Genomic DNA, 23,673 nt, shown 5'->3' on the forward strand with positions numbered 1-23,673 from the left:
GCGCCCTACGATGCTGATATGACCGGTACCGAACTCGGCGCGTATCTACGGGCCCGGCGCGAACAAGTCGCACCGTCGCGAACCGGCCTGCGAATGGCGGGCGGATATCGGCGCGTGCCGGGTCTGCGACGTGAGGAGGTGGCGCTGCTCGCCGGGGTCAGCGCTGACTATTACACCCGTCTCGAACAAGGACGGGAGCGCAGGCCGTCGGCGCAGGTCGTCGATGCGCTGGCCGCGGCGCTTCAATTGGGCGAGGACGCTCGCAAGCACCTGTTCCGGCTCGCCGGACTGAGCCCGCGGACCCGAGAAGCCGATGACGACCGCGTCGACCCGAGCCTGCTCGAACTGGTCGCCGCCTGGCCGCACAATCCGGCGGTCGTCTACAACCGCGCCTACGACGTCCTCGCCGCCAACGCCATCGCCGACGCACTGTTCTGCGGCTGGAGTCATTCACGCAACCTGCTGCGGCTGGTGTTCACCGACCCGGCCGCGCGGACCTTCTATCGCGACTGGTCCGCCGTCGCCCGCAACGTCGTCGCCGGTTTCCGCTTGGGATACGGTGCGGCGCCGCATGATCCGCGCGTCGGCCAAATGCTCACCGAACTGCTCGACGCGAGTCCCGAGTTCACCGAACTCTGGGCCCGGCACGACGCACGCGGGAAAGCGTTGGCGCGCAAGCGGTTCAATCACCCCGACGTCGGACCGCTCGAGTTGACCATGCAGACCTTCGACGTGCGCTCCAGCCCCGGACAGGAGCTGGTCGTCTACCACGCCGAGCCGTCGTCGCCGAGTGCCGAGGCGCTGGCGCTGCTCGGCTCGCTTGCTGCCACTCGGCGCACGTCGGACTGACCTCTCCCCTCCATGCGCATTACTACCGGCCGCTCGTGCAGCGGCACGAACATCTATAGATGCGCATATCCAAATAGTGCAATGAAGCGTGGCTCTCCCGAGACCTGCACCGGTCCTCGGTAGCTACCGGCGTCAACAACCCGGTTGCTACAGCGCGTGGATCAGCCACAGTTCACCACCGGCAAACAATGCGGACGCTTAGGCTCGGAGCATGGTCGACGATGCTGATCTCCGCTACCTGCGGCGCTGCGTGGACTTGGCGCGGGAGGCGCTCGACACCGGGAACGCGCCGTTCGGCTCACTGCTCGTCAGCAGGGGCCGGATCGTCGCGGAGGCAAGGAACGAGGAAGGTGGCGGCGACCCGACGCGGCATCCCGAGCTCGAGCTCGCCCACTGGGCGATCGCCAACCTCGACCCCGCCGCCCGCGCGGCCGCGACCGTCTACACCTCCGGCGAGCACTGCCCGATGTGCTCGGCCGCCCACGCCTGGGCCGGTCTGGGTCGGATCGTCTACGCCAGCTCGGCGGCGCAGCTAACCGAATGGCTCAGCGACCTGGGAGTTCCACCCGCCCCCGTTCGTTCACTCCCGATCAACGAGGTCGCGCCGGGGATCCCCACCGACGGCCCCGCACCCCAACTGGCGGGCGCGATGCGCGAACTGCACCGCCTCCACCGCACGCCCCGAACCTGAGCGGCGGAGTCGCCGAACGTCACTGCGGCCGGAGCACCACGATTCCCGGCGTAGACCGCACGTAATCGATCAACGGTGAATCCACCACTTGGTTGTTCGCGGCGAGCGAGGACGCGTTCCGGAAGACCGGACCGTTCGGCGTCATCACGAAGATGCCGACGTGGGTGACGTCCAAACCGGGCTGGTCGGCGTACGCGCCGATGTAGTCGCCGGTGCGGAGCTGTCCGATGACGTGCTCGTCCACCGCCGCGCTCGGAATGTAGGTGATGTCGCGGGCGACTACCGGCAACCCGGGAAGATACGTCCCCCCATCGCCTTTCGCGTTGAGCTGCTTGCCGACGGTGACCGCGGCGGAAGTCAGGGTCGCGGTGATGTCGGTCGCGGCGATTCTCGGCGTGTGCGCCCAATCGGTGAAGAAGTGCTTGCGGTTGCGGAAGTCGACTTGCCCACCCGCGTAGCGGGTTTCGATCAGGTTCGCCACGAACTGGTCGCGATCGACGGATCTGGTCAGCGCCTCCACGTAGTCGAGATAGGTGAAGCAGTCCACCCGCCGCAGATCGACGACCAGCTGCTCCGGTTGGGTCGCGGAGCCGACCAGCATGTTCGCCTGATACGGCGTGCCGAGGAAGCGACTCGACAGCAACTCGATCAGCTCCCCCTTGGTCGCCCCGGGCACAGTCGCGCGCAAGGTCAGCAGCTCATCGATCTTGCGCGCGCTGACGTCGTCTATGTTCGGCGCTCCCACCGCCGCGGGCAGCGTCGGCGCCATGCCGCACGCGAGAGCCAGCAGAACGAGCAGTACGCGGGCGATGGTGCGCAAGACGCCTCCCGAGGGTCGATCGGTGCACGAGTGCGGTACCCACCGTAGCCCGGCTCCCCCACCGGCCCGAAGTCACAGATTTAGTTGCTTAGCTCAAGCAAATGAAATATAGTTGCTGACTGCAAGCAAACTTTCTCGTGCGGGGAGCGAACATGCCGGTATCACCCGATACGGCGCAAAGCCTGATCAAGGAGCTTTACCTCATCGGCAGGGCCATCCGGATCGCCCTACTTCATCCGGAAGAAGGGCAACTACTACCCGGCGGCATCGGCGTGCTCGGCACGCTCGAATCGAAGGGCCCCTGCCGCCAGGTCGACTTGGCCGTGGACCTGTGCATCAGCGCGTCCGCGCTGAGCAGGCACGTCACCGAGCTGGTCGGCGCGGGCTACATCAGCCGCCACGCCGACCCGAGCGACGGCAGGGCCACCCTCATCCAGGTCACCGACGAGGGCCGCGAACTGCTCGGCCGGGTGCGGGCGTCGCGGGCGCGCGGCCTGCAAACCGCCCTAGCCGACTGGAGCGAGGACGACGCTGAGCAGGCCTGTGAGTCGGTACGCAAGCTCAGGAATTCGCTCGCCGCGCACGCGCAGCACGCGGGAACGGCGCACCCCCAGCCGGTTTCGAAGGAGAGTCAGGGAGCAGATGTCTAGTTCAGTCGAGACGCCCGTGCGGCGCGATCCGGCCGCCATGACCCATCGCGAGGTCCTCGAGGCGATGACCGGCCTGCTGGCCGCGCTGTTCACCGCTCTGCTGAGCACCACGATCGTCGCCACCGCGCTGCCCACGATCATCGGCGATCTCGAGGGATCGCAGACGGCGTACGCGTGGGTCATCACCACGGCCCTGCTGGCCAACGCGGCATCCACCCCGATCTGGGGCAAGTTCTCCGACCTGTTCAACAAGAAGCTGCTCGTGCAGTCGGCGATCGTCATCTTCGTGATCGGCTCGATCATCGCCGGATTCGCCCACAATGTGGCGCTGCTACTGGTCGCCAGGGTGATCCAGGGCGTCGGCATGGGCGGACTGACGGCGCTGGCCGTCGCGATCATCGGCACCATCGTCGCGCCGCGCGAACGCGGCAGGTACTCCGGCTACATGGGCGCGGTGATGGCGGTGTCGATGTCCGGCGGCCCGATCCTCGGCGGCGTCATCGTCGACAGCCCGCTCGGCTGGCGCTGGTGCTTCTTCGTCTGCGTGCCGCTGGCCGTGATCGCCCTGATGCTGCTGCACCGGACCCTGCGGCTGCCCACCGAACGCAAAACGGACGTCTCGATCGACTGGCTCGGTGCCGCGCTGCTCACAGCTGGCGTCTCGGTGCTGCTGATCTGGGTGTCGTTCGCGGGCAAGGCGGGCTACTACGAGTGGGTCTCGCGGGAGTCGGCGCTGTATGTCGGCGCGGGCGTGCTGCTGCTCGTGGCGACCGTGTGGGTGGAGGCCCGCGCGAAGTCGCCGATCATCCCGCTGCCGATCGTCACCGAACGCACGACCGGCCTGGCGATCCTCGCGTCGATCGCGGTCGGGGTCGGCATGTTCGGCGCGACTACCTTCCTCGGCCAGTACTTCCAGACGGCGCGCGGCTATTCACCGACCGCGGCGGGCGTGCTGAGCATCCCGCTCGTCATCGGCATGCTCATCGCCTCGGTCGGCTCCGGACAGCTGATCACCCGCTTCGGCAAGTGGAAGCGGTTCGTGGTCGCGGGCGGCGCGCTGCTCGTGGTCGGGTTCGCGCTGCTGTCGACCATCGACCACGCGACGAACCTGTGGCTGGTGGGCGCGTACACCGTCATCGTCGGTCTCGGCGTCGGCATGATGATGCAGAATCTCCTTCTCGCCGTGCAGAACACGGTGAGCGTGCAGAACATCGGCGCGGCGTCCAGCAGTGTCGCGTTCTTCCGCACCTTCGGCGGTGCGATCGGCGTCTCGGTTCTGGGTTCGGTGCTGGCCACCAGGGTGAGCGAGCTGTCCACGGAGGGATTCGCCAAGCTGGGCATCCACACCGGCGCCTCCGGCGGCAGCAACCTGAATCTCGACGCGCTGCCCGGACCCGTCGCGACGATCGTGCGCACCTCCTACGGCGACGCGACCGGCCGCATCTTCCTGATCGCCGCGCTGGCGACGGTCGTCGCGCTGATCGCCACCGCGCTGCTGCCGAATCGCCCGCTGCGCAACACGATCGACATCGATCCGGTGTTGGATCCGATGCGTGCGAACGCGGAGGACACTCCCCCGGTCACCGAAGCGACGGTCGATCGGAACGAGGACAAGGTGCGAGCATTGCAGCACTGAGCACCAACCTGTTCCCGACAGGGGCGGCATCCGGGCATCTCCCGGGTGCCGCCCCTTCGCGACAGGACGGCACCGATTCGATCGACAGTCACCACCCACTCCGGAAGCCCCTGCCTGCAGTCCACGTTCTGCAACCTCCCCGGCCTAGGCTCGGAAACCACAGAGTTCTCTCACGAGTTCTCGGAGCCAGAACGCGATCCGGCGCAGTAGCATCCGCGGAATACGAGAGGAGAGGCGCATGGCTGGTGGGCGGAACGGATTCCTGCTGCTCGGTGGTGTGGCGTCGGTCGGGGCGGGTGCGTTGCACCTGTTCGCCGCGGGACTGCACACCGAGCACGCCACCCTCGCCCGGCTGATGGTCGTGCTGGCGGCGGCACAGTGCGCGGCCGGGCTGCTGGCGTCGGTGAGCGCGCGAAAGGCCGTGCCGCTCACGGTGATCGGGGTGAATCTCGTCGCGGTGGGGATCTGGGGGTACACCCGGTTCGCGGGGCTGCCGTGGCCCGACGGTCTCGGCACGGCGGAGGCGCCGCAGTTCCTCGACAGCACGTGCGCGGCGCTGGGGGTGCTCGCGATCGCCGGTGCGGCCGTCGCTCTGGTTCGCCCCGGGGCGACATTGCCCGCGGTAACCACCGCGACCGCCGCCGGTCTGGCCGGTGTCCTAGCCGTCGCGGCGATGCTCGGCGGCGCCGGACACGTGCACAGCCACGGCGAGGGCGACCACACCCATGCCGCGGGCGGCGAGCACAGCGACCACGACCACGGAACAGGCGCCGCATGGCCGCGGCCGTGGGATCCGGCTACCCCGATCGACGTGTCCGGCGTGCCGGGCGCGACCGCCGCGCAGGAGCAGCGCGCGACCGCCCTGATTCGCAGCACCCTCGACCAGCTGCCCGCGTTCGCCGACGTCGATTCCATCGGCGCACTGGGCTTCCGCTCCATCGGCGACTCGGCCACCGGTTACGAGCACTACATCAACACCGGCTACATCCGCGACGACCGGTTCCTCGACGCCGCCTACCCGGAGTCGCTGGTCTACCGGGTCGACGGCGCCGATCGAACCCTGGTCTCGGCGATGTACATCGCCAAGGGGAAGAAGATCGACGACCCCGAGCTGGTGGATTACGGCGGGCCGCTGATGCAGTGGCACGTCCACGACAACCTCTGCTGGCGGGCGGGCGACAACGGTCCGCAGGTCGCCGGGGTCACCGACGCCCAGGGCAACTGCCCGCCCAACTCGGTCAACCCCGGCGCGGGCAGTCCGATGGTCCATGTCTGGATCACCGCCCACCAGTGTGGGCCGTTCGCGGCTCTGGAAGGTCACGGCGCGGGGCAGGCGGCCACCGGCGCGGACGGTCGTCGCACCGACACCTGCTCCCACGATCACGGCGGGCACCGCTGAGCGCTGCGGCAAAGCGCCTGGCTCGCAAGGCAACTCGACGACGTGCGCAAGGCGCGGCGAAGCGCCGGCAGCTACCTTTCAGCTCACGGGGAATGTAACTCTCGCCACGACGCGGGCCGGTTCCTACCGTCGGTAGCCGTGACAGCGAATGTGAGCACGTCGTCGAACGGCATCACGGAAGCCACCGCGCGGGCGGTCGCGCAGGACCCCGCCAACGCGCGGGTGATCTTTCGTGCGTCGGGTGTGCCGGAAGGCACGGTCGGCGGCTTCCAGGCCGTGCGCGTCACGGTCCGCAGCACCGGGCCGCAGACCGCCGAACGCGGTGCCGAACTCCAGCGAGCCGTGGACGCGCACTGCCCGGTCCTGGATCTCTCGACCGCGCCGACCCCGGTCGAGACCACGCTCATCACCGCCTGACCTTCCGCCCGCATTCGGACCTTCTCGCATTGGAGCACTCGATGACCGCATCCCCGCAGCCCGCCGACCCCACCCAGGCGTGGAGCTTCGAAACCAAGCAGATCCACGTCGGCCAGGTGCCCGACGGCACGACCAACGCGCGGGCGCTGCCGATCTACCAGACCACCTCGTACACGTTCCGCGACACCGAGCACGCGGCCGCGCTGTTCGGATTGTCCGAAGCGGGCAACATCTACACCCGCATCATGAACCCGACCCAGGACGCGGTGGAGCAGCGCATCGCGGCGTTGGAAGGCGGTGTCGCCGCACTGCTGCTGGCCTCCGGGCAGGCCGCGGAGACCTTCGCGATCCTGAACCTGGCCTCGGCGGGCGACCACATCGTGTCCAGCCCGCGCCTGTACGGCGGCACGTACAACCTCTTCCGGTACTCGTTGCCCAAGCTCGGCATCGAGGTGTCCTTCGTGGAGGATCCGGACGATCTCGACCAGTGGCGTGCGGCGATCCGGCCGAACACCAAGGCGCTCTACGGCGAGACGATCTCCAACCCGCAGAACCACATCCTCGACATCCCCGGCGTCGCGGTGGTCGCGCACGGCGCTGGCGTCCCTTTGATCGTCGACAACACGGTCGCGACGCCGTACCTGATCCAGCCGCTCGCGCACGGCGCCGACATCGTGGTGCACTCGGCCACCAAGTACCTCGGCGGTCACGGCACGGCCATCGGCGGCGTGATCGTGGACGGCGGCAGGTTCGACTGGACCGGCGGCCGATTCCCCGGCTTCACCGAACCCGACCCCAGCTACCACGGCGTCCGCTACGCCGACCTCGGCGCGCCCGCCTACGCGCTGAAGGCCCGCGTGCAGCTGCTGCGCGATCTCGGCGCGGCCATCTCGCCGTTCAACGCGTTCCTCATCAGCCAGGGGCTGGAGACGCTGAGCTTGCGCGTGGAACGGCATGTCCAGAACGCCCGAGCCGTAGCCGAATTCGTGGTGGCGCGCCCCGAAGTCACCTCGGTGTCGTACGCGGGTCTACCCTCCTCACCGTGGTACGAGCGGGGCCGCGCGCTCGCGCCGAAGGGCGTCGGCGCGGTGGTCGGGTTCGAACTGGCGGGCGGAGTGGACGCGGGCAAGCGCTTCGTGGAGGCACTGACGTTGCACAGCCACGTCGCCAACATCGGCGACGTGCGATCGCTGGTGATCCACCCGGCCTCGACCACCCACTCCCAGCTGACTCCCGAGGAGCAGCTCTCCGCTGGCGTCACCCCGGGCCTGGTCCGGCTCGCCGTCGGCATCGAGCACATCGACGACATCCTCGCCGACTTGCGCACCGGTTTCGCCGCCGTCTGACCGATTCGCCGGTGTGCGAACACAGCTACCACTTGGTCATCGGAAGGGACACTCGGGCCGGGTAGGAAACGGCAGCGCCTCGGGGCAACCATCCCGGGGCGCTGTCGTGTCGAAGGTCAGCTCTCGCGGTACCGCGCCAGAACCTGCTGCACAGCGTCGGCATACGCCTATGCAGCGCACTCCGAGCTACTATCCTGGCGACGTTGCTGTTTCGACGGAATTCACCTGATTCCGCCCGGTGTGGACCGGCCTTCCATGGCTCGGCCGCCGACCCGCGACAGTGTGACGGGACGGTCTGGTCCGCAGAAAAGCGGGAGAGGACGGCCATGGAACACCGCTTATACAACCAGACCGCGGGCTGCTGCGCACCGACCGCTCGACGGTCGACCGCGACCGCCACGCCCACCGCGCACGAAGGTGGCCGTCCTCCCGCCTCGCTCGCGCCCCTTCCCGGCGGGACGTTCCTCATGGGCGACGACAGCGCGTGGGCCTATCCGGGCGACGGCGAAGGGCCACGCCACGAAGTGACCGTCGACGCGTTCGCCATCGACAAATACACCGTCACCAATGCCGGTTTCGCGGCGTTCGCCGACGCCACCGGCTACCGCACCGACGCCGAACGCTACGGCTGGTCGTTCGTCTTCGCGGGTCAGCTGCCGGAGGACACGCCGCCGACGAGGAGCGTCGTCGGCGCGCCGTGGTGGCGGCAGGTGGAGGGCGCGGACTGGCGGCACCCCTTCGGGCCGGATTCGGGCATCGATGACATTGGGGACCACCCGGTGGTCCACGTCTCCTGGGACGACGCCCAGGCCTTCTGCGTGTGGTCGGGCACGCGCCTGCCGACGGAGGCCGAGTGGGAGTACGCCGCGCGCGCCGGGTCCGCCGATCCGTTTCCCTGGGGACCGGACCTCGAGCCCGGCGGGGAGCACAGGATGAACGTCTTCCACGGCCGCTTCCCGCGCACAGACCCCGGAGCGCATCTGGGCACCATGCCGGTCGACGCGTTCGCGCCCAACGACTTCGGCCTGCACAACGTCACCGGCAACGTGTGGGAGTGGTGCGCCGACTGGTTCGCCCCCGGCTACTACCGGCACAGCCCGAGCGAGAACCCGACCGGGCCCACCAGGGGAGCTGGACGCGTCATGCGCGGCGGTTCCTACCTCTGCCACCTCTCCTACTGCCGCCGGTACCGCGTCTCCGCGCGCCAGGGCAGCGAACCGGTCTCCTCGACGGGCAACCTCGGCTTCCGCGTCGCGAAGGATTGAGCCGCCGCCCGATCTCATCGGTCCTCGAAAACCGGCCAGCTGCTGCCCCGCGAGCACCAGCAGCAGGACGCCGACGGCGACCCTGACCCACGACCTAGCCGCCGAGCGAACCCGCGGCGAGCGCGACGACCGATGTCGCGACCACGATGCCCGCGACCCATCCGATCGCGAATCCATTGCCCGCGCCCGCCGCGTTCGTCGACAGGATCATGAGGATCGCGGCCATGATCGGAATGGGCGAGATCGCGACTCCGATCGCCAGCGGAAGCAAATCGCCAAGGACTTCGGCCATCCTGTCCACGCTGAGGGCGTTTCACCGGTTGTTCGTCACCCGTCGCGGGTGAGTTCGCATGTCAGGTGGACCGGTCCTCGGCGCTTTTCGAATCCTCGACGTCGGGGGCCTTCTCGGCGATCAGCACGTTCGCCCAGCGCGTGGTGGGGTCGATGTCGAGCAGGGCGGCCTTGGTCAGCAGGGTGAGCGGGATGGCCAGCAGCGCGCCGAGCGGGCCGAGCACCCAGGACCAGAACACCAGCGACAGGAACGTCACCGTCACGCTCAACCCCACGGCGTCGCCGACGAACTTCGGCTGGATCACCGACTGGATGACGAAATTGATCACGCTGTACAGCACGATCACCCAGATCATCAGCCCGACACCGCCGTCGAGCAGGGCGAGCAGCGCGGGCGGCACCAACCCGACGATGAATCCGATGTTCGGGATGTAGTTCGTGATGAACGACAGCAGCGCCCACAGGATCGGTAGCGGCACGCCGAGCAACCACAATCCGATGCCGTCGAACACCGCGACGATGAGACCGAACACCGTCGAGACGATCAGATATTTCCTCGTCCCCTGCGCGAAGGCCTCGATGGCGTAGGCGATCTCGGGCCGGACGCGCTCGACGACCGCCATCTTCGCGCCGATGGCCATGCCGTCCAGCGTCATGAACACAAGTAGCGCGAGTACGAAGAACAGGTTGGAGAAGACGGCGAGCAGACCGCGCAGTGCCGACTCCAGCACTTCGACGAGTTTGCCGATGTCGACCGAGCTCAGCAGGTTCTGAATCTCCTCGGGGCTCACCCCGGCGTCGGCCAGCGCGCGGCGTACACCGTCCAGCAGCTCGTCGACCCGGTCGGTGTAGTTGGGCAGTTCGGTGGCCAGCTGCGCTGCCGACACCACCAACGCGCCGATCAGCACGATCAGGATCGACCAGACAGCGATGAGTGCCACGATCATTCCGGCCCAGGGCCGCCAGCCACGCCGCCGCGCCCAGGACTGGAGGGGCTGGACGGCGATGGTCAGCATCAGCGCGAGGAAGACCGGGGCGAGAATGCTCGCGAAGATCTTGATGCCCGCGATCGCGCCTACGGCGCTCGCCGCGGCCAGCAGCACGATGAGGCCGCGCGGGATCGCCCAGGCTCCCGCGGTCCCTGCCGGTGGTTCGGCGTTCCGCGGCTGTCCGGTTCGAGGCGATCGCTTCTCCCCTGGCCCGCCTTCGGTCAACTCGCGACGACCTCCCCCGCGATCGCGGTCGGGTGTCCAGCCATGCGCGCTCCTCCGCTCTTCGATGCGCCGCCGTGGTCGACGCTAAGTCCGCCGACGCCACGGCGCTTCACACGTTTCGGGTGAGATCGGCGCGGTCGCCGGTGCCTATGCTGGCGCCATGAGCCTTCGGTGCGGGGTGTATCTGCCGCCGTTCGGTGAGCTCGCCGACCCGCGGGTGCTGGCCGATCTCGCGGCGGAGGCGGAGCAGGCCGGGTTCGACGGCGTCTTCGTCTGGGATCACGTGGTGCGTCCGCACCGGCCGGGACTCGCGGTGTGCGACGCCTGGATCGCGCTGGCCGCCATGGCTCTGGCGACCCGTCGCGTGACGATCGGGCCGCGGGTCACGCCGTTGTCGCGGCGGCGGCCGCACGACGTCGCCCGGCAGGCCGTGGCGCTCGATCAGCTCAGCGACGCCCGGTTCGTGCTCGGCGTCGGCTCGGGTGCGGATACCGGTGGCGAATTGAGCAAGCTCGGTGAGGCCACCGAGCCGCGCGAGCGGGCCCGGCTGCTCGACGAAAGTTTGCACGTGATCACCGCGCTGTGGAGCGGCGACGAGATCCGGCACGACGGTCCCCGCTACCGCGTCGACGATCTGCGTTTCCTGCCCCGTCCGGTGCGGCGCCCCCGCATTCCGATCTGGGTGGCGGCGCAGTCCGTGCGCGGCGCGCCTCTGCGCCGGGCCGCGCGCTACGACGGTCTGTGCCCGGAAGCGTCGCCCGGCGAACTCACCGAGATGCTCGCGGTGATCGCGGACTACCGCACCGACCTCACCGGCTACGAAGTGGCCATCGCCGTCCCGCCGGAGCGCGACAAGGAACGCGACGCCTACGAGCGGGCCGGAGCCACCTGGTGGCTGCGCCAGCTGCCCGAGATCTGCACGCGCGCCGAGGCGTTCGCTCTCATCGACCGGGGACCGCACTGACACACCCGATTATGTTGCGGTGGTTGGACTCTCGATGAGCGGAACCCGTGCCCGTGCGCGTGCGCGACAATAGCGTCGGACCCATGAGCGTGCGCGGACGACGGCCTTTGAAACTCGTCACCGGGGTCAGTGGCTCGCCCGAGGTGTACGCCGCGGCGGTGGATCCGCGACGGTCCACGCTGGCGCAGGCGGTCGAGATCGCGAAGCTCGCGGAGGCCGAGAAGTTCGACGCGCTGTTCGCCGCGGACCTGCTCAGCTTCGGCGCGCAGGGCGCGATCGGCGCGCAGGAACCGCTGATCTTCGTGTCCGCGCTGGCGGCGGTGACCTCGCACGTCGGGTTGATCGCGACGGTGACGACCACCTTCCACCACCCGTACAACCTGGCCCGCCTGTTCGGCACCCTCGACCACGTCAGCAACGGGCGCGCCGCATGGAACGCGGTGACCTCCTCGGTGGGCGAGGAGAACTACGGCGACCAGGAGCTGCCGAGCCCGGAGGAACGGTACGCGCGGGCGGCCGAATCGCTCGCGGTGGTCAACGCCCTGTTCGACAGCTGGGCACCGGGGGCGCTGACTCCCGACGGCCGCGGCGGCGCGGTGCTGCGTCCCGAACTCGTGCGACCGATCGACCACGCGGGCCGGTACTTCACCGTGCGCGGTCCGCTGAACATTCCGCCGCTGCCGCAGCGACGGCCGGTGCAGTTCCAGGCCGGTCAATCCGAGGGCGGCGTCGAGCTCGGCGCGCGCTTCGCGGAGGTGGTCTTCACTTCGCTGCCCACCTTGGAAGACGCCGTCACCTACACCAAGCGGATCCGGGCCCGCGCCGCCGAACTCGGTCGCGCGGAGGGGCTTCCGCTCGTCATGAGCTCCTTCCACGCCACCTACGGCGCCACCGAGGCCGAGGCGCGCGCCGCGGTCCGGGAGCGGGAAGAGGCCACCGACTTCGAGGCGGGGCGAATCGCCTTGGCCGACATGCTCGGCGGTGATATCGACCTGTCCGAGCTTCCGCTCGACAAACCGATCCCCGAGCGGCTGCTGCCCGACATCGGCGCGGTGCACCGCCGACGCGGACGCGTCGAGATCTTCACCGGCTTCGCCAGGTCGGGAAAAACTTTGCGGGAGTTGATCATCGCCGCCAAAGACACCGGCCACTGGGCTGCGGCGGGCACCCCGGAGCAGCTCGCCGACGCCATCGCGGAACGCTACGACGCGGGTGTCCTCGACGTCGTCGCCCTCGGCGGCCTGGACGACCCGCGCACCGGCGACTTCCTCCGCAACGGACTGCTGCCCGAGCTGCGCCGCCGCGGCATCGTCGGCACCGACTACGTCGGCGACACGTTCCGCGCGAATCTGGAACTGCCGCCGCTGCCGGAGTGAATCCCGCCGCGCCCGTCGGGAATTCGTTCACCCCAGGGCGGCGAGTTTGTCTTCCAGCATCGACCGTTCCCGTTCGTTGGCGCACAGCCGCACCGCGCGCTTCAGTTCGTCGCGGGCCTCGTCCGCCCGACCGAGCCGCGTGAGCAGTTCGCCGCGCACGCTCGGCAGCAGGTGCGAATTCGCCAGTGCCCCAGCGGCTACCAGTTCGTCCACGATCGGCAGCGCCGCGGCGGGCCCCTGCGCCATGGCGACCGCGACCGCCCGGTTGAGGTCGACCACCGGGGACGGCGCGAGTCTGCCGAGCGCCTCGTAGACGAGAACGATACGTTCCCAATCCGTTTCGTTCACCGACGGCGCGACGGCATGGCATTCCGCGATCGCCGCCTGCAACCCGTAGGCGCCGAGGCCGCGGCCGAGCCGCTCCGCACGGGCTAGGGCGGCGCGGCCGCGCCGGATCGCGCCGTGGTCCCAGCGACGGCGGTCCTGGTGCTCGAGCAGCACCGGCTGGCCGTCGGGGCCGGTGCGGGCGGGGAACCGCGCCGCGGTCAGTTCGAGCAGCGCGAGCAGGCCGTGCGTCTCGGGTTCGTTCGGCACCAGCCTGGTGAGCACCCGAGCGAGGCGCTGCGCCTCGCTCGCCAGATCGAGCCGGATCAGATCGTCGCCGGAACTGGCCGTCGACCCTTCGGTGAAGATCACGTAGATCACGCTGAGCACCGATCCGAGCCGCGCGCGCCGCTCCTCGGCCGAGGGCAACGCGAACGGCACTCGCGCGGCAGCCAGGGTCTTCTTCGCCCTGGTGATCCTCGCCTGCACGGTCGCGGTCGGTACGAGGAACGCCTTGGCGATCTCGTCGCTGGTGAGACCGCCGACCACCCGCAGCGTGAGCGCTATTCGCGCCTCCCGCGGCAGCACCTCGTGGCAGGAGATGAACATCAGCGCGAGTACGTCGTCATCGATCTGGTCCGGGTCCCAGAGCACGTCCCCGGCCTGCTCGGTGGGCGCACCGCCCGAGGCGGCGCCGCCCTCGCCCAGCTCACCGGCCAGGGCGGCGTACCTCTGGTCGAGGGCGGAACGCCTGCGAAACGCGTCGATGGCGCGACGTCTGCCGACAGTCAGCAGCCATCCGGCGGGGTTGCGCGGCACTCCCTCGCGCGGCCAGGTCACCAGCGCTTCGGCCAGCGCCTCCTGGGCGAGGTCCTCGGCCAGCGCGAAATCGCCGGTGTAGCGCGCGAGCGCGCCGACGATCCGCGCGGACTCGATCCGCCAGACGGCGGCGACGGCCTCACGGCCGGTGTGGTCGGCCATCGCCGGTCGGCCCGCTCAGAGCTGGCCGGTGGCTTCGCGCCACGCCCGCTCCTTCTGGATCCACACGTTGTCCTGCGGGAACTCGTCGATCGTCGGGACACGGCGAATCTCGGTCTTGAAGCCGGGGCCGGTGATCGGCAACCGCTTGGCCCACTCGATGGCCTCTTCCTTCGACGCCACGTTGAGGATGTAGAAGCCGCCGAACAGTTCCTTCGTCTCGCCGTAGGGGCCGTCGGTGACCACGGGCGTCTCCGAGGAGTGGTCGACGACAACGCCTTCGGCGGCGTCCTCGAGGCCCTCCGCGGCCAGCAGCACGCCCGCGCGGATCAGCTCGTCGTTGAACCGCCCCATGGTCTCGAGCATCTTGTCGAAGTCGATCTCGCCCATCGCCTTGTAGGCCTCGTCGGTGGCGCGCATGATCAGCATGTACTTCATGGTCTGTCTCCCTGTGCTGTGCGGGTCCCTCGTGGACCCTCTCGCCCATAGGTCGAACGGGGATCGCCACGGATCGACATCGGCGCCGAACTTTTTTCCGGCGATCGCGGGCAGCATATGACGCGCTGTCGACGAACGGGTGCGGTCGGCGATCATCGGACCGTCGCGCGCAGTTGCGGCGACGCCCGACGAGCCGCTTGGGTCGGGCGCGAGGCGACGCGTACGGGACTCCGCGAGAAATCGGTATCGTGGTGCGGTGCAGACCTTTTCGACGCCACACGTCGGCGCCGTCAACGATTTGACCGCACGGTGGTGCGCCGCCGCGGGCGAGGGCGATTTCGTCGTCTCCGGAGCCGGGCTCTGGCCACTGCTCGCACTGCTGGCCGACGCCGCCGACGAACCCGCGCGATCGGAACTGGAAGCCGCCATCGGTCTGCCCGCCGACACGGCGCTGCAGGCGGCACTGCGGACGCTCGACATCCTCGCCGACGCCGTCGACCTGTCCGCGGCGCTGGGCATCTGGGTCCGTCGAGACCTTCCGCTGCGCGACGAGTGGCTGGCCGCGCTGCCGGTCGGCACGGTCGACCTGCTGACCGGTCAGCCCGAGCTGGACGAGTGGGCGCGGCGGCACACCAACGGCTTGATCGAACGCTTTCCGCTGAACGTCACCTCCGACACGCTGCTGGTCCTGGCCACCGCGCTGGCCGCCAAAACGAGCTGGCGCTTGCCGTTCCGTGACACCGTCATGTCACCGGAAGCCGGTCCGTGGCGGGGCCGCCGACTTGTCGCGCTCACCCGCACCGACCACGACCTGCGCAAGGTGGCCGTGCTGGACGACGAACGGCCGGTGACACGGCTGGTCGTGGCCGGGAAGGCCGACCTCGACGTGCATCTGCTCATCGGCTCCGACAGTCCCGCCGAGGTCCTCGCCACCGGGTTGGCCGCGCTCGGCGGGTCGGTGCCCTACCGCACCGGGCTCGAGACCGGGCCCGTCGCGCCGGGGTTGACCGCGCGTCAGGTGTTCGGCTACGAACAGCGCGACCGCCTCGAGGTTCGCCTGCCGCCCTTCGCGATTCGCTCCGAGCACGACCTCATGAAGCAGGCCGCCCTGTTCGGCTTGCGCGCGGCGAGCGACAAGGGCAGCGGACATTTCCCGCGAATGTCGCCCGCGCCACTGGCGATCGCGGAGGGCGCCCAGGACGTGCTCGCCAAGTTCGATCGCGAGGGGTTCGAGGCCGCGGCCGTCACCGCGTTCATGGTGGCGCCAGGCGGGCCGCCCGCCCTGCCCGAGCAGCGCCACACCACCGTGTTGGAGGTGGACTTCGACCGGCCGTTCGGCTTCCTCGCCGTCCACCGCCCGAGCGGGATGGCCGTGGTCGCGGGATGGGTGGCCACTGCGGCCGATGCTCCGGAACCGAATGCGGAGCCCGTGCCGGTTCCTCGACTCGTGCGGTGATCGGCGCGTCAGCCGACGTCGCGCCGCTGGGCGCGCAGGCGGCGCGCCCGCGCGGTGATCGTCGCCGACACCGTCCGCAACTCCCCGGACAGCAGGAACGCCTGCACCAAACCCTCGACCTCGTCGAGCACCGTGCCGTCCGGCCCGCACACCAGGCAGTGATACCAGCACCGACCTCGGTGCAGACCGCCCGCGCCCGGCCCGAGCAGATCACGGTAGATCCGCGTCGCCAACTCCGACAGCGCCGCCGCTGTCTGCGCGGGCGTGCCGGAATTGCTGACCCGCCACCACCGTTCCTCCAATCGGCCCGGTAGCGAGATCTCGACCACATAAGTCAGCTCCGACCTCGGATCTCCCATACCAGCAATGGTGCCCACCGGAGTCCGTCCTATTCGTCAGCGACGCGCCGTCCGGAACCGGCCTCCGGTCATCGTCTCCGGAGCGCGGACGCCCGTTTGATGCCGCCTTCGCCGGGTACGCGGGCGAAAACGAGCGGGTCGTGTGGACCGGGAGGTGCGGGATGCGTCAGTGGCGACAGATCATCGCGGGAGCGGGAGTCGCGGTGTGCGCGCTCGGACTCACCGGATGCGGTGACAACGACAGCGATACCGGCGCGACCGCGAGCCCGACCACTCCGACGACTCCGATCGCGACCCCGGCCACCCCGACCACGCAGGATTCCGCGAGCCAGGGCTCGGCCGAGACCGCCTCGATCTCGGCGGCGCAGCGCGCGCTGCGGACCGCGGCCGACGCCGTGCCGAACGGCCGCGCCTTCGACGTGGAGATCGAGACCAGCAACGGCAAACAGGTCTTCGACGTCAAAGTGGCCTCCGACGGCAACGAGGTGAAGGTGCTCGTCGACCAACTCGGCGAACAAGTCGTCGCCCAGAGCCGGTCCGACGAGCCCAGCGACGACGTGGCCAAGGTCGAGTCCGCGACATTCGACGCCGGTCGCGCACTGGAAGCCGCGGCGGAGCGCGAGCCCGGCGCGAAGCTGGTCGAGATGGAGCTGGACACCAACCGGGACGGGTTGCTGATCTGGCAGATCGAACTGGTCCGCGCCAACGGTTCGGAGGTCGAGGTCGACGTGGACGCCCGCACCGGAGCTGTCGTCAGCATCGGCCAGGGCTGATTTTCGATTCGAGGTGCCGCCGACGCCGTGTCGGGCACGCTGAGCACTGATGTGACCCTTGCCACAGGCTGGTACATGCGCGTACCGTGCAAATGGTACGCCGAAGTACCACGCTGGGAGATGGCGCATGAGCACCGTGACACTGCCCGAAGGACCCTCCACGCCACCGCTCGTCCAGAGCCTCGCGATCGTGGCAGGCCGGACCGGCGCTTGGCGGCACTGGCGCCGCAAGTACGGCTCCGCGTTCACGGTCTATATGCCCAGATTCGGTCGCACCGTGGTGATCTCCGAACCCGCCGAGGTCAAGGCGCTGTTCACCGCGGGCAGCGACGTCGCGGACAACCTGGATGTCAACCTCGGCCAATTCCTCGGTCCCGGTTCGCTTTTCGCGCTGAGCGGGGCCGAACACCGCAAGCAGCGCAAGCTGCTCACCCCGCCCTTCCACGGCAAACGGCTCGCGGTGTACGAAGCGCTCATCGAAGAGGAAACCGAGCGGGAGCTGGCGACCTGGCCCTCGGGCGTCGAGTTCGCGACGATGGACTCGATGATGCGGATCACCCTGAACGTGATCCTGCGCGCGGTGTTCGGCGCGGAAGGCCGGGAGTTCGAGGAGCTGCGCGTCCTGCTCCCCCGGCTGGTTCTCGTCGGATCGGCGCTGGCGGCCTTGCCCGTGCCGCGAAAGTTCCTCGGCCGCTACGGGCCGTGGGCCAGATTCGCCGCGCACCGCGAGCACTACGACGAGATCGTCGCGCGACTCATCGCCCGCGCCGCCGCCGACCCCGATCTGGGTGATCGCGACGACGTGCTGTCGATGATGTTGCAGGCCCGCTACGACGACGGCTCCGCGATGACGCACGGCGAGATCGCCGACGAACTGCTCACCCTGCTCACCGCCGGGCACGAGACCACCGCGACGACGCTGGCCTGGACCGTCGAGCGGTTGCGCAGGCATCCGGAGATCTTGCGGCGCTTGGTCGCCGAGGTCGACGCGGGCGGCTCGGAGCTGCGCGAAGCGACACTGCTCGAGGTGCAGCGCGTGCGGCCGGTGATCGACGCGACCGCGCGCAAGGTGCGTGCCGAGTCGATGACACTGGGACGCTGGACGCTGCCCAAAGGGCAGAACGTGCTGGTGAGCATTCGGCTAATGCACGACAACGAGGAGCTCTTCCCAAGAGCTCGCACCTTCGACCCCGACCGGTTCCTCGGGGTGCGACCGGGCACCTTCACCTGGATCCCGTTCGGCGGCGGTTCGCGCCGCTGCATCGGCGCGGCCTTCGCCACGATGGAGATGAACGTCGTGCTGCGCACGCTGCTCAGGGATTTCACGCTGGAGACGACCACCGCGCCGGACGAGCGCGCGCACTTCCGCGGTGTGGCGCTGGTGCCCGCCAAGAAGGGCCGGGCGGTCGTGCGCAGGCGACCGCCGCGCCCCGCGGTCCCGGCCGACACGCAGGCCGCCGAGGTGACGGCATGATCGAGGGTCGCGTCGACGTCGGTCGCGGCGTCCACCTCGCCTACCAGCGGCTCGGCGACTCGGAAGGGACGCCGATCGTCCTGATCGCCGGACTCGGCCAGCAGCTGCACATCTGGCCCGACGGCCTGTGCCGCCTGCTCACCGAACGCGGTCATCCGGTGCTGCGCTTCGACAATCGCGATGTCGGCGAGTCGACGCATCTGACCTTCCCACCGCCGGGTCCGCTCGACTTCCTGCGCAAGCGGTGGCATCCCGAGCAATACGAGCTGGGCGATCTGGCCGCCGACACCGTCGGCTTGCTCGACGCGCTCGATCTCGGCTCCGTACACCTGGTCGGCATGTCGATGGGCGGCATGGTCGCCCAGACCGTCGCCGCGCGTTATCCCGAGCGGGTCGCCTCGCTGATCTCCCTCATGTCCACGACCGGTGCGCCGCGCGTCGGCCGCCCCGCGCTCTCGACGTGGCGGCGCATGTTCGGCAGACCACCGCGCACCCGCGCCGAGCACGTGGACGCCGCCGTCCGCATGTACCGGCACATCGGGTCCGCGGGCTATCCGTTCGACGAGGCCGCCGTGCGCGCGGCGGCGGCGCTCGTGTGGGATCGCGACCCGCGGCCCGCGGCGGGCGTCGGCCGCCAGCTCGCGGGAATCTTGAAGTCCGGCGACCGAACTCGAGAACTCCGCGCGGTGACCGCGCCGACGCTGGTGCTGCACGGCGATCGCGATCTGATGGTGGCGCCCACCGGCGGCGCCGTCACCGCCGGCGCCATCGCGGGCGCGCGCCTGCGCACGCTCACCGGCTTGGGTCACGACCTGCCCGAAGGCATCTGGCCGACACTCGCCGACCTCATCGACGAACACATTCGCACCGCAGTAACCAGGAGCACCGATGCCTCGAACCGCTAGACCCCTGTCCGGTCACCCGGCGATGATCACCGGCGCCGCCTCCGGCATCGGACGCGCACTCGCCCAGCATCTTTCCCGCCGGGGGTCGCCGGTCGCCATCGCCGACATCGACGCGGCGGGACTGAAGGAGACCGCCGCATCGCTCTCCGGTCCCGTGCTCACCCGCGTGCTCGACGTTCGCGACGCGGCCGATCAGCGCGCGTTCGCCGACGAGGTGCGGGCCTGGCTGACCGCGCCGTTGGCGGCGGTGTTCAACAACGCGGGGGTCGCGGTGTCCGCGTCGGTGCTCGACGCGAACGCCGAGGACGACGAGTGGTTGCGCCAGATCAACTTCGACGGCGTGGTCAACGGCACGCGCGCCTTCCTGCCGCTGCTCGTCGAGCAGGACAGCGGCGTGATCGTCAATACGTCGAGCGTGTTCGGGTTGGTCGGCATGCCGAACCAAAGCGCCTACTGCGCCGCGAAATTCGCCGTTCGCGGCTTCACCGACGCGCTGCGCCAAGAACTTCGGGGCACCGGTGTCTCGGCGGTGAACGTGCACCCCGGCGGCATCACCACCAACATCGCGCGAAATGCCAGGGTGCGCAAGGATCCCGAAGGCCTCGGGCGCAGCAAGGAGCAGCTGGCGACCGAGTTCGAAGCGGCCACCCTCACGTCGCCCGAGAAGGCCGCCGACATCATCGCCCGAGGCGTCGAACAGGGCAAGGCGCGGATCTTGGTCGGGCCGGACGCCTACCTCATCGACGCGCTGGCACGGATCACGCCTACCCACTACTACGCCGTGATCGCGATGCTGGAGCGTCGGCTGCGGGCCAGGGGCCGGAGCGAGGCGCTGGCATGACCGAACATCTCGACGTGGTGATCGTCGGCGCGGGCCTGTCCGGCATCGGCGCCGCCCACCACCTGCAGACGGCTCTCCCCGACCGGACCTACCTCGTGCTGGAGGCGCGCGAGGCGATCGGCGGCACCTGGGACCTGTTCCGCTATCCGGGCGTGCGTTCGGATTCGGACATGCACACCCTCGGCTACCGGTTCCGGCCGTGGACCGACGCCAAGGCGATCGCCGACGGACCTGCGATACTCGACTATGTGCGCGCGACCGCGACCGAGGCGGGCATCGATCGGCGAATCCGCTTCGGGCACAAGGTTGTCGACGCGTCCTGGGACAGCGGGACGGCGCGCTGGACGCTCACCGTAGAGCACGCGGGCGCGACGGTCACCATGACGTGCTCGTACCTGTACGTCTGCGGCGGCTACTACCACTACGACCGCGGCTACACCCCCGAGTTCGACGGTGTCGAGGATTTCGGCGGCCGGGTGGTGCACCCGCAGCACTGGCCCGACGACCTCGACCACGCGGGTCGGCGCGTCGTCGTGATCGGCAGCGGCGCCACGGCGGTGACGCTGGTCCCGGCCCTGGCACGGGAGGCCGCCCACGTCACCATGCTGCAGCGTTCGCCCAGCTATATCCTGCCCGCCCCGACCGTGGACGCCGTGGCCACCCGCTTGCGCGCGCTGCTCGGTCCGCGCCGCGCCTACGCCGTCACCCGGTGGAAGAACGTGCTCATCAGCACGCTCATCTACCAGCTCAGCCAGCGGCGGCCCGCGATGATGCGCAAGTTCATCCGCGAGCAGACGATCAAGCATCTGCCCGCGGGCTACGACGTGGACGTCCACTTCAACCCCAGCTACGGCCCCTGGGACCAACGGCTGTGCCTGGTGCCGGACGCCGATCTGTTCCGGGTGATCGGCGACGGGAGCGCGTCGGTGGTCACCGACCGGATCGACCGGTTCACCGAACGCGGGCTGCGGCTGACCTCCGGCGCGGAGATCGAGGCCGACATCGTGGTGACCGCGACGGGTCTGCGATTGCTCGCGCTCGGGGGCATCCGGCTCTCCGTCGACGGGCGGGAGGTCCCGTTGCCGCAGACCATGGCCTACAAAGGCATGATGCTCGGCGGGGTGCCGAATTTCGCGTTCACCATCGGCTACACGAACGCCTCGTGGACGTTGAAGGCCGATCTGGTCGCCGAATACGTCTGTCGGCTGTTGCGCCATATGGACGCGCACGGCTACGTCCACTGCGTGCCGGTGCCCGACCCGGCGATGGACGCCAGACCGCTGCTGGACTTCCAGGCCGGTTACGTCCTGCGCTCGCTGGACCGGTTCCCGAAAGCGGGAACGCGGGCGCCGTGGCGGCTCGGCATGAACTACGCCCAAGACGTGCTCACCCTGCGGCACGGCCGGATCGACGACGGCACCCTCCGCTTCGCCCGAGCGACGCCGCACCGCGCCGGGTCCGACGTGCTCGCGGAGCCGGGCGGTCACTAATCTGGTCGATGTGACCCGCGCCGAGCCCGCCACCACCGCCGCCGAAACCGCGCCGGAATCCGGCTTCCGGCGCAGGCTGCTCGACGCGATGGCGGAGGCGATTCGCGAGCGCGGATACCGCGACGCCACGGTGGCCGACGTGGTCCGGGCCGCGCGCACCTCGCGGCGCACCTTCTACGAGCACTTCAACAGCAAGCAGGACTGTTTCATCGCGCTGCTGACCGAACGGAACAACGAGACCATTCAGCGGATCTACGACGCCGTCGATCCTCGCGCGCCCTGGCGAACGCAGGTCCGCCAGGCCATCGAGGCGTGGATCGACGCGTCGAAGACCGACCGGACGATCACCCTCGCCTGGATCCGTGACACCCCGGCGCTCGGTGAGGACGCGCGGCGACTGCACCGCGAGGCCGCCGACGCGTTCGTCGGCCTGATCCAGAACCTCACCGCCACACCGGAATTCGGCGCACCGGGCGTGCATCGAGCGACTCGCAGAACCGCCACCATCCTCTACGGCGGCTACCGTGAACTCATCGCCTCCGCCGTGGAGGACGGCGAGGACGTCTCCGATCTCGTCGAGGTCGCCGTAGAGACCGCCATCGCCCTGCTCGGCCCGCGCTACGAACCCGAGGACCGCGACTGACACAGCGAGTGCGCTGAGCCGCCAGAGGAATTCGCGTCTGGTGAGTGTTCACAGTTTCACGAACACTGCTATTCGCAGAATCGGGTACTCGACTACCTTCCTCTGCGACAGCTCGTACCGAAAGGATCCCCTGTGTCTCGACCGATCCGGATCGCGCTCGCGGTCGTCGCCGTATTGGCTGGTGTCGCATCGACTTTCGTCCCTCGAACGCCCGCCGCCGCGGCGGGCATCGTGCGCTGGGAGGCGCGCGTGAGCGACCGCATCCTCGACATCGGCATCTCCTCCCCGAACCTGGAAGGCCCCGACTGGTCGGTCAAGGTCGTCCGCTTACTGCTACCGCCCGGCTGGTCCAAGGACGCCAATCGCACCTGGCCGACGGCCTGGGTGCTGCACGGCGGCTTCGACGACCACAAGTCCTGGACCGACAAGGGTGATCTCGAAGCGCTCACCCAGGACAAGAACGCGATCTTCGTGCTGCCCGAAACCAGTTGGTGCAGCGCCTATTCCGACTGGTACAACAACGGCGCTTGGGGCGCTCCCGCGTGGGAGAAGTACCTTTTGGAAGACGTGCGCACCATCCTGGAATCCGCCTACAAGGCCAACACCACCCGCGCCATCGCGGGCAACTCCATGGGCGGCCTCGGCGCGATGAAGTTCGCGGCCGAGTACCAGGGCATGTTCCGCTCCGCGGCCTCCTTCAGCGGCAACGTCGACCCGCTGCACGCTTCCGGCGCTCCCGGCGACCCGGACAAGCCCGGCCAGGGCTGCGCCGCCGACTGGAAACGCGTCTGGGGTGACTACAACATCCCCGCCCAGCGTGCGATCTGGGAGCAGAACAACCCCTACAGCCAAGCCGCGAAACTCACCGGCAAGCCCCTGTTCGTCTCCTACGGCCGCAACGGCGGCGTCGAAGCGGCGGTCTACCAGCAAAACTACCGCTTCGTGGACCGCCTCCAGCAACTCGGCGCGAATGTCGACGAGCGCTACGTCGAGGGCCACGGCCACGACTGGCCCGCCTGGCGCGCCCAGATGCAGAACGCATTGAACATGCTGCTGACGTCGGTAGGCGCCTGA

At 69.4% G+C, this 23,673-nt stretch carries 24 protein-coding genes; 18 read left to right on the forward strand and 6 right to left on the reverse strand.

Annotated features, from left to right (window positions below; all coding sequences use genetic code 11):
* Positions 1-18 precede the first annotated feature (18 nt).
* Both T333_RS23800 and T333_RS23805 read left to right on the forward strand, forming a co-directional pair.
* A complete protein-coding gene (locus tag T333_RS23800; RefSeq protein WP_496425885.1) occupies positions 19-849 on the forward strand; it encodes a helix-turn-helix transcriptional regulator in 831 nt (276 codons plus the stop codon).
* A 211-nt stretch (positions 850-1,060) separates the two neighbouring features.
* Positions 1,061-1,540, forward strand: a complete 480-nt coding sequence (locus T333_RS23805; RefSeq protein WP_496425886.1) for a nucleoside deaminase — start codon at positions 1,061-1,063, stop codon at positions 1,538-1,540.
* A 19-nt stretch (positions 1,541-1,559) separates the two neighbouring features.
* Here the strand turns inward: T333_RS23805 and T333_RS23810 are convergent, their stop codons facing one another.
* A complete protein-coding gene (locus tag T333_RS23810; RefSeq protein WP_496425887.1) occupies positions 1,560-2,360 on the reverse strand; it encodes a DUF1460 domain-containing protein in 801 nt (266 codons plus the stop codon).
* A 152-nt stretch (positions 2,361-2,512) separates the two neighbouring features.
* Between T333_RS23810 and T333_RS23815 the strand changes: the two genes are divergently transcribed.
* From T333_RS23815 to T333_RS23840, 6 genes are all read left to right on the forward strand, one after another.
* On the forward strand, positions 2,513-3,010 hold the full coding sequence (locus T333_RS23815; RefSeq protein WP_496425888.1) for a MarR family winged helix-turn-helix transcriptional regulator: 498 nt from the start codon (positions 2,513-2,515) through the stop codon (positions 3,008-3,010).
* Entirely contained in the window at positions 3,003-4,646 is a 1,644-nt protein-coding gene (locus T333_RS23820) for an MDR family MFS transporter (RefSeq protein ID WP_496425889.1), read from the forward strand. Before T333_RS23815 ends, T333_RS23820 begins: the two co-directional genes overlap by 8 nt.
* 238 nt (positions 4,647-4,884) lie before the next feature.
* Positions 4,885-6,045, forward strand: coding sequence for a hypothetical protein (locus T333_RS23825; RefSeq protein ID WP_496425890.1), 1,161 nt, complete (start codon positions 4,885-4,887; stop codon positions 6,043-6,045).
* A 138-nt stretch (positions 6,046-6,183) separates the two neighbouring features.
* The gene (locus tag T333_RS23830) at positions 6,184-6,462 is read left to right on the forward strand and encodes a hypothetical protein (RefSeq protein WP_496425891.1); all 279 of its coding nucleotides are present in this window, start codon (positions 6,184-6,186) and stop codon (positions 6,460-6,462) included.
* A gap of 41 nt (positions 6,463-6,503) precedes the next feature.
* Complete coding sequence (locus T333_RS23835; protein ID WP_496425892.1) at positions 6,504-7,808, forward strand: bifunctional o-acetylhomoserine/o-acetylserine sulfhydrylase; 1,305 nt, start codon at positions 6,504-6,506, stop codon at positions 7,806-7,808.
* A 326-nt stretch (positions 7,809-8,134) separates the two neighbouring features.
* On the forward strand, positions 8,135-9,073 hold the full coding sequence (locus tag T333_RS23840; RefSeq protein WP_496425893.1) for a formylglycine-generating enzyme family protein: 939 nt from the start codon (positions 8,135-8,137) through the stop codon (positions 9,071-9,073).
* Positions 9,074-9,167: 94 nt separating this feature from the next.
* Here T333_RS23840 and T333_RS23845 read toward each other — a convergent pair whose 3' ends face one another.
* Both T333_RS23845 and T333_RS23850 read right to left on the reverse strand, forming a co-directional pair.
* Positions 9,168-9,365 carry a hypothetical protein gene (locus tag T333_RS23845; protein WP_496425894.1) on the reverse strand — a complete coding sequence of 66 codons (198 nt, stop codon included), beginning with the start codon at positions 9,363-9,365 and terminating at the stop codon, positions 9,168-9,170.
* A gap of 61 nt (positions 9,366-9,426) precedes the next feature.
* Positions 9,427-10,578, reverse strand: coding sequence for an AI-2E family transporter (locus T333_RS23850; RefSeq protein WP_496425895.1), 1,152 nt, complete (start codon positions 10,576-10,578; stop codon positions 9,427-9,429).
* 160 nt (positions 10,579-10,738) lie between these two features.
* Here T333_RS23850 and T333_RS23855 point away from each other — a divergent pair, with 160 nt between their 5' ends.
* Positions 10,739-11,542, forward strand: coding sequence for an LLM class flavin-dependent oxidoreductase (locus T333_RS23855; RefSeq protein ID WP_496425896.1), 804 nt, complete (start codon positions 10,739-10,741; stop codon positions 11,540-11,542).
* Positions 11,543-11,625: 83 nt separating this feature from the next.
* Positions 11,626-12,918: an NtaA/DmoA family FMN-dependent monooxygenase gene (locus tag T333_RS23860; RefSeq protein ID WP_496425897.1), complete on the forward strand. Its 1,293-nt coding sequence runs from the start codon at positions 11,626-11,628 to the stop codon at positions 12,916-12,918.
* Between the two features lie 27 nt (positions 12,919-12,945).
* Here T333_RS23860 and T333_RS23865 read toward each other — a convergent pair whose 3' ends face one another.
* Positions 12,946-14,223 carry an RNA polymerase sigma factor gene (locus T333_RS23865; protein ID WP_496425898.1) on the reverse strand — a complete coding sequence of 426 codons (1,278 nt, stop codon included), beginning with the start codon at positions 14,221-14,223 and terminating at the stop codon, positions 12,946-12,948.
* Between the two features lie 15 nt (positions 14,224-14,238).
* Positions 14,239-14,658 carry a YciI family protein gene (locus T333_RS23870; protein ID WP_355002322.1) on the reverse strand — a complete coding sequence of 140 codons (420 nt, stop codon included), beginning with the start codon at positions 14,656-14,658 and terminating at the stop codon, positions 14,239-14,241.
* Positions 14,659-14,914: 256 nt separating this feature from the next.
* Between T333_RS23870 and T333_RS23875 the strand changes: the two genes are divergently transcribed.
* Entirely contained in the window at positions 14,915-16,114 is a 1,200-nt protein-coding gene (locus tag T333_RS23875) for a serpin family protein (protein ID WP_496425899.1), read from the forward strand.
* Between the two features lie 8 nt (positions 16,115-16,122).
* Here the strand turns inward: T333_RS23875 and T333_RS23880 are convergent, their stop codons facing one another.
* Positions 16,123-16,473, reverse strand: coding sequence for a hypothetical protein (locus tag T333_RS23880; protein WP_357248530.1), 351 nt, complete (start codon positions 16,471-16,473; stop codon positions 16,123-16,125).
* A gap of 161 nt (positions 16,474-16,634) precedes the next feature.
* Here T333_RS23880 and T333_RS23885 point away from each other — a divergent pair, with 161 nt between their 5' ends.
* From T333_RS23885 to T333_RS23915, 7 genes are all read left to right on the forward strand, one after another.
* On the forward strand, positions 16,635-17,246 hold the full coding sequence (locus tag T333_RS23885) for a PepSY domain-containing protein (protein WP_357248527.1): 612 nt from the start codon (positions 16,635-16,637) through the stop codon (positions 17,244-17,246).
* Positions 17,247-17,373: 127 nt separating this feature from the next.
* Positions 17,374-18,720, forward strand: coding sequence for a cytochrome P450 (locus tag T333_RS23890; protein ID WP_496425900.1), 1,347 nt, complete (start codon positions 17,374-17,376; stop codon positions 18,718-18,720).
* Entirely contained in the window at positions 18,717-19,625 is a 909-nt protein-coding gene (locus T333_RS23895; RefSeq protein WP_496425901.1) for an alpha/beta fold hydrolase, read from the forward strand. Before T333_RS23890 ends, T333_RS23895 begins: the two co-directional genes overlap by 4 nt.
* Positions 19,609-20,466: an SDR family NAD(P)-dependent oxidoreductase gene (locus tag T333_RS23900; RefSeq protein ID WP_355002316.1), complete on the forward strand. Its 858-nt coding sequence runs from the start codon at positions 19,609-19,611 to the stop codon at positions 20,464-20,466. Before T333_RS23895 ends, T333_RS23900 begins: the two co-directional genes overlap by 17 nt.
* Complete coding sequence (locus T333_RS23905; protein WP_496425902.1) at positions 20,463-21,956, forward strand: flavin-containing monooxygenase; 1,494 nt, start codon at positions 20,463-20,465, stop codon at positions 21,954-21,956. Before T333_RS23900 ends, T333_RS23905 begins: the two co-directional genes overlap by 4 nt.
* 10 nt (positions 21,957-21,966) lie before the next feature.
* Positions 21,967-22,599 carry a TetR/AcrR family transcriptional regulator gene (locus T333_RS23910; RefSeq protein WP_496425903.1) on the forward strand — a complete coding sequence of 211 codons (633 nt, stop codon included), beginning with the start codon at positions 21,967-21,969 and terminating at the stop codon, positions 22,597-22,599.
* 132 nt (positions 22,600-22,731) lie between these two features.
* The gene (locus tag T333_RS23915; RefSeq protein ID WP_496425904.1) at positions 22,732-23,673 is read left to right on the forward strand and encodes an alpha/beta hydrolase; all 942 of its coding nucleotides are present in this window, start codon (positions 22,732-22,734) and stop codon (positions 23,671-23,673) included.

The sequence above is a fragment of the Nocardia sp. CNS-044 genome (genome assembly GCF_059570515.1).